This is a genomic window from Massilia terrae, assembly GCF_024753145.1.
In the GTDB taxonomy this organism is placed as follows: Bacteria; Pseudomonadota; Gammaproteobacteria; order Burkholderiales; family Burkholderiaceae_D; genus Telluria; species Telluria terrae.
The window spans coordinates 865,151-877,775 of the sequence record NZ_JANUGU010000001.1; the positions used below are offsets into that span (position 1 = coordinate 865,151).

Genomic DNA, 12,625 nt, shown 5'->3' on the forward strand with positions numbered 1-12,625 from the left:
GGATCTTTGTGGCTGAGTGCGTCACAGCAAGGTTACCACGGCATTGGAATTGCGCGCTTCCTTTTGTTTTGCCAGCTACCCAGTCCGTCGTCCCGGCGCAGGCCGGGACGACGACGGCAAAAATCAGCGTTCAGGCTTCGAAGTGCGCCCGTTCGACCTGGTCCGGGGGCAGGCCGTCCCGCGTTGCGAGCAGTTCGAAATCGAAGTCGATCGCGAAGTAGGGTGCCTCGAGTTCCTGGACGCGCAGGGCGGCCGAGTCGTCCACCCGCTTCATCGGCGGCACCAGACCCTCGCGGGTGGCGAAGGCGAAGTCGTCCCACAGGTAGGGATCGCCGTCGATGTTGATCTGCGTGGTCAGTTTGCGGTGCCCCGGCGCGGTAACGAAGAAGTGGATGTGGGCCGGCCGGGTGCCGTGACGGCCCAGCAGCTTCAACAATTTGTCGGTCGAGCCGCCAGGCGGCACGCTGTAGCCCACCGGGACCTTGCTGCGGAAGCGGTAGCGGCCATCGGCGTCGGTGCGGATCGAGCGGCGCAGGTTGTACCGGCTCTGGCTCGGGTCGAAGAAGGAATAGCCGCCCAGGTGGTTGGCGTGCCAGACTTCGACCAGCGCGCCGGCGACGGGTTTGCCGTCGGCGCCGCGGACCTGGCCCTGCATGAACAGGACTTCGCCCGGTTGCTCGTCCTGGTCAAGGCGCGCACTGCCCAGCGATTCGGGAGCGCCGGCCACGTACAGCGGGCCCTCGATCGTGCGCGGCGTGCCACCGGCGACGCCGGCGCGCGCTTCGGCCTCGTCCAGGCGCAGGTCGAGGAAGTGCTCGAAGCCCAGGCCGGCCGCGATCAGCCCCCATTCGCCGTTGCGGCCGGCTTCGGTCAGGTAGCCGACCGCGCTCCAGAATTCGTCTGGCTGGATGTCCATGTCCTCGATGGTGGCGAACAGGTCGCGCACGATCCGGTTGACGATGGCCTGTACGCGCGGATTGCCGCTGGCGGTCTCGGTGCTTTCGATCTTGTCCAGCAGTGCTGCGATGGATTGCTTGTTCATGTCTGTCTCCTTGTTGGTAAACGTGGTTGTAGCCAGGCTCACAGCGCCCGGAACAGGGGACTGCGCGTGGCCTGCCCGGCGTCGGCCGCCGACAGGAATTTCTCGGTGAAGATGTCTTTTTCGAACAGGCGGCCTTGCATCAGGGCCGCGATGCTGGCCTCGATCATCGGCGGCGGTCCGCACAGGTAGGCGCGCCAGCCGCGGAAGTCCTGCCCGAAGCGCCGCGCCGCCAGTTCATGGACGAAGCCGCGCTCCCCGGTCCACGGCGAATCCTGGGCTTCGCTCGACAGCACCGGCAGGTATTCGAAATTCGCATGACGCTCGGCCAGCGCCTCGAATTCGTCCCGGTAATACAACTCGTCGAGCGTGCGCGCCCCCTGGACCAGCCGGATCGGCCGGGGATCGCCCGATTCGAGCAGGTCCAGCACCATCGAGCGCGGGCTGGACAAGCCCGAGCCACCGGCGATGAAGATCAGCGGACGCGGATCGCTCTTGCGCACGAAGAAGCGGCCGAGCGGACCGGACAGCATCACCTGTTCGCCGACCGCCAGCTGGCCGTGGACGTAGGAAGTGACTTTGCCGCCCGGTACCAGCCGAATGTTCAGCTCGATTTCGCGCGACGACGGCGCCGAGGCGATCGAGAAGGCGCGCGGTGTCGCCTCGCCGGCCAGCCACAGGTTGACGTACTGGCCGGGCTGGAAGCGCAGCGCGTCGCCGTGCTCGATCTCGAGGAACACGCCCTTGATGGTCGGGGTGAGGGTCTCGATGCGTGACACGCGGGCGTGATAGTCCAGCAGCGGCAAGCACTGCGCGTCCGGGTCCGGGTCGATATCGGCTTCGATGGTCAGGTCGGACTGCATCGTGGCGCAGCATGCCAGGCATTTACCCTCGTCGCGCTCGAAGTCCATGAGGGCGAAAGGCGAGGCGGCGCCGTGCTCGAGTTCGCCGTCGCTGGCCTGCACCTTGCACGTGCCGCACAGCCCGTGGCCGCAGGCATGGGGCAGCCACACGCCGGCCCGCAGGCAAGCATCCAGGATGGTCTGCCCCTCGGCCACGTCGATGGTCTGGCCCAGCGGCTCGATTGTCAGTTGGTAGCACATGGCGTCCTCCCTTCAGTTGCCGCTGGCGCCAATGCCCCCAAGGCCCGGTGTCTGCAGGCGCAGCACGGACTTGTGGCCGAGGCCATTCGCGCCCAGGCTGGCCTGCAGGTCGGGCTGGAACGGTTCGCCCGAGCGCAGCCAGCGCGCCGCGGTCCAGTCGATCGACTGTCCTTCCGGATGTGCGGCCAGCAGCGGCGCCAGCACCTCGCTCACCAGGGTGGCGAAGGGCATGTCGGGCGGTAACGGCAGGGTGAATGGGCTGCAGAACAGCATGTGGCGATCCCAGCCGAAATACACGAGCTGGTTGCCGTGGAAGTTCTCCACGCGGTCGCGGACCTCGCCCTGGTAGCCCGGGGCTAATGCGATGACTGGCATGATGGTCTCCTTTTCCGCTCAGGCGGCGTCATGGTTGTTGCTGGTCCAGCGCTCCCAGTTGGCGCGGTCGGCCGAGTCGGCGTAGTCGCCGCGGTCCTCGGGCTTCAGGTGGTACCAGTCGAGCACTTCAGGCAAGGTCGCGCCGCCGCAATTGCCCTGGAAGATCTGGTGCACCGGCAGCCAGGCCTGCACATATTTTTCCGGCTCGCCCGTGAAGATGTCGCAGCAGCCGTCCGAGCAGAAGTGGTAACGCTCGCCCTTGTGCTGAACTTCGCGGTAGCAGATCTGGGTCGGGTCGCCCGGTTCCGGGAAGGCCATCGGGATCTGGCAGATCTGGCACAGCATCGGCAGGCCCGGATTGCTCCAGCGCTTGCCGGCCTTGTGCTGTTCCTGCCAGTAGCGCAGCCGCGGCAGGTGGTATTGCTCGAAGCTGTCCGGATACTGCTCTTTCAGCCACTGCAGCTCGCTTTCCTCCGGCACCCAGGTGTGGATCGCCGCGGCATGGTTGAAGTTGTAGAAGATCGACCAGGCGATGTGGGACAGGTGATCCTTTTCCTGCGCGGCCTGCTCGTGGTACTTGGGCATGCGCACGCCGTAGCGGGCCAGGTCGGCGAACAGGGCGCCGCCGTTCTGTTCGAAATAGATCTCCCACGCTTCCTTCCAGCTAATCACGCGCTTGGGCAGCATATAGTCCATCATCATCGCCACCAGCGTGAGCAGGCGGTAGCCGCGCCAGAACCATTTGTCGACCCATTTCTGGATGATGGGCAGGTTGGCCGGATCCTGCTCCAGCATGAATTTGACCACTTCAAGGCCGAGCGTCATGTGGCGCGATTCGTCCGACTGCGCCGAGAAGCCGAAGGTCACGGTCGCCATGTCGCCATTGAAGGCGGCGCCGGACATGAAGGGCATGAACAGCAGGTTGGTCAGCACATATTCGAAGGAGAAGGAAATGGCGGTGATGAACTCGAACGGTCCGGCCGTCATCGCGTCCTCGAAATAGGACTTGGGCACCGACAAGTACCACAGGCGGTCGTGCATGTGGCGCCAGTCGGCGAAGCCGTTGAAGAAGCGGTTGTACTGGCTGATGGTGTGGATCTGGGTCTGGCAGTGGCGCAGCTCGTCCACCGACTGCATCTGGCAGGCCACGCGGGCCCCGGCGCCGCGCAGGTTGCGCCCGGCCATGGCGAAGCCGCGGTGGGCCGCGTATTCCAGCGGCGAGACGCCGGTCAGGAACAGCTTGAGCGCGTTCACGTAGCGGGCGTCGGTCACATGCAGCTGGCCATTGTTCTGCTGGAAGGCGTCGATGATGGCGTACAGCTTGCGTTCCTTCTCGGACTGGAACTTCCAGTACGCGTCCATCGTCATGCGGAACGGATCTTCCCAGCCGTCCCAGTCGTGAATGACGATGCCTTCGAAGCGGTCCTGGGGAAAGACCTTGTCCATCGGGTGGTAGGTGGTGTCCCAGCCGAGGTCGCGGGTGAGCAGGGCGTACTTGTCGCGGATCGACATTTTCTGCGCCGGCGCCTGCTTGGGCGATTGCGTGGTTGCGGTATTCATGGTGTCTCCTTGTATATGTGTTAGCCCCAGGCCAGCACGAACTGGTCGTCGGTTTCTTCGATGTTGCCGGCCAGCGAAATCAGTCCCAGCTGCAGCTCCTGCACCTCCCAGCGCCGGCCGATCAGGTCTTCGACGGTGGCGCGGTTGATTTCAAGGCGGCGCGGCGCATCGATCTTCACCATGGCGGGATAGCGGTGCACGGTCGCGCGCGGGTTGTCGGCCTCGATGGCTTCGATGACGGAGCGCATGTCCTCGTTGGCCTGCAGGGCGATGAAGACCAGTTGTTCGCTCACGATGGCGCTCCTTGCCGGGTCAGGCCGAGGCCGGCCAGGCGTTGTTCCAGCGGTGCGGCGACGGCCGCGAGCACGTCGCCGCCGTCGTCGCCGAACAGGCGCTGCGCGACCGGTTCCAGCGCCGCTTCGAAGCGGTCGAGCCAGCCGAAGGCGAAGCTGCCCAGCACGGCCGCATTCGCGGCGCTTTCCTGGGCGGCGGTCTTCACCACGGCATCGACCCAGCGGCTGGTTTCGCCGAACCATGTGCGCATGAAATCGGTGGCGAGCCCATAGGTGGGACCATGGCCGATGGCCAGCTGGGCGTCGAGCTTCTGGTAGAACAGCGGATACACAAGGCCGTCGAAGACCAGGTTCTGTGCCACGAACAATTCGAACCAGTCCTGGCGCACCAGCAGGTCTTCCGTCGCGTGGCGCACCCCTTGCCAGGCCGGGTCGTCGAGCCAGGCAGTCCTTGCCGTGTCGACGGCTGGCTTGCCGCCGATGAGCAGGCCGATACGGGTCAGGTACTGGGCAAGCGCCAGCCGGTCCATGGTCTGGAACATGGCCGCTTCGGTGATCGCGGAACCGTAGCCGTACGCGGTGACGTAGGCATTGTTCATATTGGCGGCCCATTCCGCGTGGCGCAGCACGACCAGGGTGGTCACCAGTATGTCCCGGGTCGCGGCCGGCATGACGGCAAGCAAGCCGCGCTGCTCGATGAACTCCAGGTTCTTTTCCATCGACTCCTGCTGGCGGGCGCGATTGTTCACCCAGGTGCCGTAGTAGAACTGGCGCGGGTCCTTCAGCGCGTGCCAGTCGGCCATCTTCACGGCCGTGCGGCGGCTGTCGTACAGCTCGTACTCGGGTTGCCACAAGGGGCGATAGTGGAAACTGGTGTCCGGCTGCAGGTCGTACATCGCTTCCTGGTAGCGCGTGGCCGGCTTGTCCGGACCGATGCGGCGGGCGATGTTGGCGAAGGTCTGCCGCAGCGGCGTGATGCCGTCGGTCCGTATGTCGATTTGCATGGCTTGTCTCCTGGTGGTGTTAATCGTGGGGGCGTTCGCCGGGCACGCTGTCGTGCCAGTGGCGTCGCTCGTGGTCGCGCTGGGCGGCGGGGATGTCCGGCAGTTCGAATGCGCGCTGCTTGCGCCGGAATGCCTCGTACTGTGCCGGACGCATCGTCAGCTCCACGCACAGGCCCGGGTCGCCGATCGAAAATTCGAACTGGATCCAGCCGGCCTCGCGTGCAGTCACGCGCACGAATCGGCTGGGCATGTCGGGCAATGGTTTCATGTCTCCTCCTGTTTTCTGTTGCCGCAACAGAGACATAGCAACCGGCGTGCCAGCAGCCCGAATGCCTGCGCTTACGAGGGAAAGCCGGCCCGCAGAAGGGGCGGTGCGCGGCGCCCGCTTGACGATTTCATGAAGCGCCGGGCGGCGGTTTCAGCAAATGCCCAGGCAAGAAGAGGAAAGATGTTGCGGCGATGAGACGTGGCGGTCCCCGGCGCTGCTCGCGCGGGACCGGGCGGGGAGGCTTACTTCAGGCCTTTCAGCTTGTCGAGACGGTAGGCGAGCTGGGGCCGGGTGATGCCCAGCAATCGCGCCGCCTGGGTAACGTTGCCTTCGGCCTTGGCCATGGCCGTGTGGATCAGGCGCGCTTCGAACTGGTCCAGCTTGAATTCCTCGCTGAGCAATTGCTCGCACAACGTATCCGGGCCGGCGCCCGGTTCATGGGGGGACGGCGTGTACAGGTGGCCGGAGGGCGCGATCGCCTTCATGCCGCCGGGTTCGGCCAGATTCGGGAACAGCGTGTGCACGTCGATCATCTGCTTGCTGTCGGTGAGGATCACGCTACGCTCGATCATGTTCTCCAGTTCGCGGATATTGCCCGGCCACGGGTACAGCATCATGGCTTCCATGGCCTTGTCCGAGACCCCGAGGATGCGCTTGCCGTACAGCGTGTTGTACTTGCCGATGAAGTGTTCGGTGAGCAGGCCGATATCCTCGCTGCGCGCGCGCAGCGGCGGAATATGGACCGGATAGACGTTGAGGCGGTAGTACAGGTCGGCCCTGAATTTTCCGCTTGCCACCGCCTGCTTCAGGTCCTCGTTGGTCGCGGCCACGATGCGCACGTCGATCGCATAGCTGTGGCTGCCGCCGACGCGCTCCAGTTCGCCTTCCTGCAGCACACGCAGCAGCGACGCTTGCGCGCGCGCCGACAGTTCCACCACCTCGTCCAGGAAGATGGTGCCATGATTGGCACGCTCGAATTTGCCGGGCCGGCTGACGGTGGCGCCCGTGTAAGCGCCTTTCTCGACGCCGAACAGTTCCGCTTCGATCAGGTCGGGCGGAATGGATGCGCAATTGACCGCCACGAAGGGCTGCCCGGCGCGCGGCGAACTGGCGTGCAGGCCGCGTGCGAACACTTCCTTGCCCACGCCCGTCTCTCCCAGCAGCAGCACATTGGCCTTGCTGGCGGCGGCGCGCCGCACCAGGTGGCTGGCTTCGCGGAAGGCGCGCGAACGGCCCACCGAATTGGCCAGCGTGTCCTGCTCGCCGGCGCGCAGCGCTTCGCGCAGCTCGCCGACTTCACTCTGCAGGGCGAACAGCTCTTCGGCCATCGAGTCGCGCAGCAGCAGCCGCTCGGTCTCGGCGTGGTCATCCCATTCCTCGGCCGGCTTGCCGACGATTTCGCAGTGCGCGGCGCCACAGCCGAGACACGCCACTTCCTTGTAGATGATGGGGCGCCCGATGAAGTAGGTGGTGTAGCCGCTCGCGTAGCCGAGCAAGCTCCAGCACACCGGCTCGGTACTGATTTCGTGGTGCTGCCGATACACCTGGGCCTCGAAGGAATTGCGCCACTCGAAGCGGCCGAAGAAGCTGCCCTTGGCGAGATCGAAGTCCAGTTCCAGCGGCCGCACATGGACCAGGCCGCGGATGCCATGCAATTGCGGGCCCACCATGAACGCCTGTTCGGCCGGCAGGTCGGGGCGCAGCTTGCGCGCCAGCTCCGCGTCGCGCAGCCCGGTCTGGTAGCCGAAGCGCAGCAGCAGGGCGCGCGCACGCTGCGCGCCGATGCTCTCGACCAGTTCGTCGCGCAGCACGCCCCATGCGGCCGCCTGGTTGAGCGTCACGCGCTGCTCGTACAGCCAGATGGCGCCCTGATCGGGATCGAAACGGATCTGCGCGAGCAGATCCTCGTTGGACGGCAACTGCGGGTTTTCCACGACGACGTCTCCTGCATGGATATCGATATTCTCAGGGAATAGTGCCACAGTTTCCGCGCGCAAGTTCTTCATCATTTGATGATGCCCGCTTCATCAAATGATGAGGGATTGCGGTGCCGGCGCGCGCCCCCTCCTTGTGCTTGCGGACATGGCATGTTCGTTGCGTCAGGCTTCGTCGCCGCAACAACACAACAAAGGAGACGAGATGAAGCGAGCAAGCATGTTGGTATTGGCCCTGGCATCCGCGTGGGGCAGCGCCGGCGCCACGGAAAACGGTGGCCTCGGCATTTATCCGGATGGGCTGGAGAATTTCATGTCCGGGGCATTGCCGCCGCCGGGCGTGTACGGGATCGTGTATGCGGGCAGCCTGCGCTACGACTCGGTGCGCGATGGCGCCGGCAATGCGGTGGCGATCCCCAATTTTGGCGTGCGGGTGAACGTGATCGCGCCGCGCCTGGTCTGGGTCAGCCACCAATCGCTGTTGGGCGGACAGCTGGCCTTCCATGTGGTGGCGCCGCTGGTGGACGTCGACATGCATGCGGGCGCGGGCCGATGGAAGAGCCAGGGACTGGGCGACATGACCATCGGTGCCGCGCTGGGCTACCATGCATCCGACAGCCTTCACTACCTGGCGGCACTGGACGTGGTCGCGCCGACCGGTGATTACAAGCCGACCGATCCATCGAGCGCTGGCAAGAATTATTGGACGGTGCAGCCGGTATTCGCGCTGAGCCAAGTGCAGGCGCGCGGCTGGAACGTCGACCTCAAGGCAATCTATGACCTGAACGGGACCAACCACCAGACCGGCACCCGCTCAGGGCAGGCGCTGCATGCCGATTATGCGCTTGGCTGGGGTTGCGGAAACGGCTGGGTGGTGGGCGTCGGCGGCCATGTGTACCGCCAGGTCGGCGCCGATTCCGGCCCCGGCGCAGCGGGGAAGGCGCGTGCATTCGCGCTCGGTCCCGCGCTGAAATACGACAGCGGACGCGGCTGGTTCCTGACGGCCAAGCTGCAGCGGGAGTTCGACGTGCGCAACCGGCCGCGCGGTGAGCAGGCCTACGTGAAGGCCGTATTGCCCTTGTAGGCCAGCTCGCGGTATCGCCCCTGCAACGGCAGGCGGCGATACGAGTCACTTCGGCCGGACCGTCAAGCCATATTCCGGCACGAGTGTCGCGTGCTTCAGCTTCGCGAGCTGGCCGTTCTCGAACTGCGGCGCCACCGTGGGATCGAAATATACTTTTGCATCCTCGCGCAGCGGCAGCACGGTCAGCATCAAGGGCGTGCCGAGTTTGCCGGCATAGCGTTTCAGGCCGATGCGCCAGGTCTTGCCGTTGAAATAGTCGTCGTCCAGCATCTCCGCGCCGGCGAACAGGCGCGCGACGTCGCCTTGGTAGTCGATGTCGAGGAAGACGTCGGAGACGTGATCCAGCACGCCCGCCGGAAGTGCGATGGACCAGGCGGCGGAGGCGCCGAAGGCTTCCGGGCGCGGAATGGTGGAGGGCGTTTTCGATGGCGGCATCTTGTCCGCGGGACGCAGCAATTTGACGTCGGCGCCAAGCGTGACCGGCTGCGCGGACGCCACATAAGTCTGGAATATTCCATCCTGGCCCGACGGCGCGAGCGCGAGCGATCCGCCCAGGGCCTTGGGCGGCTTCGGATAGATGCCAAAGCGGAAGGCCGGACTGGTCTGGCGCAGCTCGATTGCGCCGTCAACGCCTTCGAACACGTGCGCCTCGCTCGCGACGAGGTAGTCACGGCGGCCCAGCGAGACACGCGTCAAGTGCTCGGCCTGCGCCTGCGTCAACAGGACAAAGCGGGCAGTCCGGTGCTCGCCGCCATCAACGGTCACGACCTGGCCGGGGCTCGGCCTGACGATCTTGCCGCCATCGAAGACGAACTCGGCGGGAATCTGGCCGGTCTGCATGAAGACGTAGAGCTCGCCCTGATCATCGCGGATCCGCGTCACGGGCTGCGCGGTCGCCCACGCGAGGCTGACGCCGGACAGGTCGAAGCGCAGCGGCCAGATGAAGGCGTCGCCCTGGTTGACGGTGATGCCGTGCGATGGCAAGGTCAAGGTTTCACCAGCCATTTTCACCGTGAAGCGGACGTCCCGGTGCTCCGCCATGTCGTACTGGCGAACGTAGTTGTTCACGAACAGGAATCCGGACTTGCCGTCGCCGCGCACCGACCAGCGCAGGGTCGCCATATCCGCGGCGTTTTTCGCTTGCACATCGGGAGCGAACACCTCGGTCGGCGCGAGACGGTCGCCGAAGGACTGGATAAAGTAGTGGAGCGGCTTCAGGCGATTCAACACAGGCCGCGCATCGCCATACTCGCCCAGCGGCGCCTGGAAATCGTAATTCAGTTTCGGCAGGTCGTTTGGCGCGCCGAGGGTGGTTGTTTCTTCACGCGATGGATAGCCGGCGGGATTCTGCCCACCGTGGAACATGTAGTAGCCCAGCAGATTGACGCCCGAGCCCATCTTGGTGATGGCCATGTCGGCGATATCGTCCGGCGACACCAGCGGACGGCGGCGGTACATGGCCGGCACGCCCGCGCCATATTCCGCGCCGAAGAAAGGCGTGATGTCCTGGTCGCGCGCGGCATCGCCCACCTTTGAATTGCCGCCTTGTGCGCCGAGGCCCTTTTCGTCGCGCACGCCGAACTGGAACATATAGCTGGACTTCGGCGGCAGCGCGCTCAGCAGCTCGGACCACGGTTCGTCGACGTAGGTGCCGAACACCGGGATCACCTCACCGCGCGGAAAGATGGTGCGGTCCCATCCGGTCACCGTGTAGAGGGGGGTGTCGAGCCCATCCTTCAACGCCATCGCCTTCAGGACGGCGATATGCTCGCGGCCCTGGCCGGCGCCGGTGCGGTTGTATTCGTTCTCGATCTGCACGCCGATGACCGGGCCGCCGTCCTTCCACAGCAGCCCGCGCGCCTGCGCAGCGATCTCCTTGAAGAAGCCGTCGACCGTGGCGAGGTAAAGCGGGTCATTGCGCCGCGTCGGCATGGAGTCGACCACCCAGTCGGGAATGCCGCCATAGCGCACCTCCGCATGCGCCCATGGCCCGATCCGCAGAAAGACATACAGCCCATGTTTTTGCGCCAGTTGAACGAAGCGGCGCAGATCGCGGTTGCCGGACCAGCCCGATGCGCCCGGCTTTTCCTGATGGTGCTGCCAGATGATGTAGGTCGAGACGACATTGACGCCGGCCGCCTTCATTTTCAGCAGCTCTGCTTCCCAGTCGGCGGCCGGATAGCGGCTGTAATGAAATTCGCCCATGACCGGAATGACCGGCTTGCCGTTGATTTCGATGAAGCGGCTGTTGACGGTCAGCGTGGCGCCGCCGGGCGCGGTGTGGCTGCCCATCTTGAGTTCGCCCGCCCGCGGCGCGGCTGGCCTCGTATCGGCCCGGATAGTCAATTCTTCGGCGCTGCCATGCGCGGCAAGGAACATCAACGGTGCCAGCAAGAGCGGCAGCAAGGAGGTCGTCACTGTGATATCCCATCGGAAAGGTTGGGATCGATAAGATAACCGCTCCGGCATGAGAATGGGCCGGTGAGGGCGGCGATGCTGCGATCACATTTTCGGATCGAGCGATACCGTTTCCGGTATGTGGCTTATTGCCGCAGCAAGCCGACGAACTGCGCGAGGTCTTTGTCCGCCACGTCGGATACCGCCGAATAATTCATGCCGCCGGCGCTCCAGCGTACCAGGCGATAGCCCTGCACCCGCGTCGATTGCGGGGTCTCGGGAAACTCCGTCCCCGGCCAGATGTACAGGTTGATCGGGTGGCGGTAGCGCCGGTAGACCAGCACCGCGACATCGTGCTGTTCCAGATAGTCGAGGCGTCCGCCAATCAGCGGGAAACCTTGCTGCGCCAGGTCGACCACCGGCGGAGCAAAGTTCAGCTTACCGATGAACCATGGCTTGACGGTATGCTGGTCGGTCGAAGCGACGTCGGTCAGGTGGTCCACCTGCAAGGAACGGACGTGATTCTCCACCAGTTCCTCGGTCAGGCGCTGCTGGGCTGAAGGGACGGCGCGGTACTCGCTGACGCCCCATGCGAGCGCCAGCAGGACCGCGAGGGCGGCCGCCGCCTGGGCCCACCAGGCCTGGCGCGACGCCGGGCGCGGGCGTGGCGAGCGTTCGGCCGGCAAGCCTGCGAGAATGCGCGAACGCAGTGCCGCCGGCGCCTCGATGTAGGCCGCTCCGCTGCGGACCCGCATGCCGGCCTGGCGCTGGGCTTCGACTTCTTGCCGGCAGGCGAGGCAGGTCTCGAGATGACGCTCGACTGCGAGGGCGTCGACAATGCCCAGTTCCTGGTCTATATAAGCGGGCAAGAGTTGCTGGACTTCACTATGCTCCATCATTCCCCCCGAGTGTGGCGCCGAGGCTCCTGGCGAGCAGCTTGCGGCCACGTCCTAGCCGTGACATGACGGTTCCGATCGGAATCCCGACAATCGCGGCAATTTCCTTGTACGACAGATCTTCCAGTTCACGCATGACGACGACCTCGCGAAATTCCAAGGGCAGGGCGGCGAGCGCCTGGTGCACCACCCGGTCGCAATCCTGTCGCATCAGCAGCGCCTCGGGCGTCGCACGGGCTTGTTCCGGCCAGGCGTCGCCAGACGGGTCGAGGCTGTGGAGCGTTTCGTCGAACTCGGTCTGGGACGCGGCGCCATTGACCCTGCACCAGCTGTAAAAGGTGTTGCGGACGATGCGCAGCAGCCAGACTCGTCCGTCGTCGCCGTGGAAGCCCGCGAAATACTTGTAGGCGCGCATCGCGGCCTCCTGCACCACATCCTGCGCGTCGTCGCGGTTGTGGGTCAGCCAGCAGGCCAGATTGAAGGCCGAATCCAGGTGCGGCAGGATCAATTCCCGGAATCGTGCTTCAAGGATCGAGGTGGCCATGGATAGAATTCCGCTTGTCATCCCATCAAGACTGCTGCGCCTGTGATTTTATTCCCGATTGCGGACAGTTCGGGAATAAGTCCGCGCCGATCCCGGTATACCCCGTCACCGATGTTCAAGGCGACTGG

12 protein-coding genes are annotated in these 12,625 nt (G+C 65.0%); 1 reads left to right on the forward strand and 11 read right to left on the reverse strand.

Annotation, left to right across the window (positions count from 1 at the left end; all coding sequences use genetic code 11):
• Positions 1-130 precede the first annotated feature (130 nt).
• From catA to NX778_RS03845, 8 genes are all read right to left on the reverse strand, one after another.
• Complete coding sequence (gene catA, locus NX778_RS03810) at positions 131-1,042, reverse strand: catechol 1,2-dioxygenase (RefSeq protein WP_258810342.1); 912 nt, start codon at positions 1,040-1,042, stop codon at positions 131-133.
• Between the two features lie 38 nt (positions 1,043-1,080).
• The gene (locus tag NX778_RS03815; protein ID WP_258810343.1) at positions 1,081-2,142 is read right to left on the reverse strand and encodes an NADH:ubiquinone reductase (Na(+)-transporting) subunit F; all 1,062 of its coding nucleotides are present in this window, start codon (positions 2,140-2,142) and stop codon (positions 1,081-1,083) included.
• 12 nt (positions 2,143-2,154) lie between these two features.
• On the reverse strand, positions 2,155-2,517 hold the full coding sequence (locus NX778_RS03820; RefSeq protein WP_258810344.1) for a phenol hydroxylase subunit P4: 363 nt from the start codon (positions 2,515-2,517) through the stop codon (positions 2,155-2,157).
• A gap of 18 nt (positions 2,518-2,535) precedes the next feature.
• On the reverse strand, positions 2,536-4,077 hold the full coding sequence (locus NX778_RS03825; protein WP_258810345.1) for a YHS domain-containing protein: 1,542 nt from the start codon (positions 4,075-4,077) through the stop codon (positions 2,536-2,538).
• A gap of 20 nt (positions 4,078-4,097) precedes the next feature.
• Positions 4,098-4,370, reverse strand: a complete 273-nt coding sequence (locus tag NX778_RS03830; RefSeq protein WP_258810346.1) for an MmoB/DmpM family protein — start codon at positions 4,368-4,370, stop codon at positions 4,098-4,100.
• Positions 4,367-5,374, reverse strand: a complete 1,008-nt coding sequence (locus tag NX778_RS03835) for an aromatic/alkene monooxygenase hydroxylase subunit beta (RefSeq protein ID WP_258810347.1) — start codon at positions 5,372-5,374, stop codon at positions 4,367-4,369. Before NX778_RS03835 ends, NX778_RS03830 begins: the two co-directional genes overlap by 4 nt.
• Positions 5,375-5,393: 19 nt before the next feature.
• Complete coding sequence (locus tag NX778_RS03840) at positions 5,394-5,642, reverse strand: phenol hydroxylase subunit (protein WP_258810348.1); 249 nt, start codon at positions 5,640-5,642, stop codon at positions 5,394-5,396.
• 242 nt (positions 5,643-5,884) lie between these two features.
• Positions 5,885-7,576, reverse strand: a complete 1,692-nt coding sequence (locus NX778_RS03845; protein ID WP_258810349.1) for a sigma 54-interacting transcriptional regulator — start codon at positions 7,574-7,576, stop codon at positions 5,885-5,887.
• Between the two features lie 205 nt (positions 7,577-7,781).
• Between NX778_RS03845 and NX778_RS03850 the strand changes: the two genes are divergently transcribed.
• Positions 7,782-8,660 (forward strand): SphA family protein, encoded by an 879-nt coding sequence (locus NX778_RS03850; RefSeq protein WP_258810350.1) that lies wholly within the window; start codon positions 7,782-7,784, stop codon positions 8,658-8,660.
• A gap of 45 nt (positions 8,661-8,705) precedes the next feature.
• Here NX778_RS03850 and NX778_RS03855 read toward each other — a convergent pair whose 3' ends face one another.
• From NX778_RS03855 to NX778_RS03865, 3 genes are all read right to left on the reverse strand, one after another.
• Positions 8,706-11,078 (reverse strand): beta-galactosidase, encoded by a 2,373-nt coding sequence (locus tag NX778_RS03855; protein WP_258810351.1) that lies wholly within the window; start codon positions 11,076-11,078, stop codon positions 8,706-8,708.
• Between the two features lie 125 nt (positions 11,079-11,203).
• Positions 11,204-11,953: an anti-sigma factor family protein gene (locus NX778_RS03860; RefSeq protein WP_258810352.1), complete on the reverse strand. Its 750-nt coding sequence runs from the start codon at positions 11,951-11,953 to the stop codon at positions 11,204-11,206.
• Positions 11,943-12,497 carry a sigma-70 family RNA polymerase sigma factor gene (locus tag NX778_RS03865; protein WP_258810353.1) on the reverse strand — a complete coding sequence of 185 codons (555 nt, stop codon included), beginning with the start codon at positions 12,495-12,497 and terminating at the stop codon, positions 11,943-11,945. Before NX778_RS03865 ends, NX778_RS03860 begins: the two co-directional genes overlap by 11 nt.
• Positions 12,498-12,625: the final 128 nt, after the last annotated feature.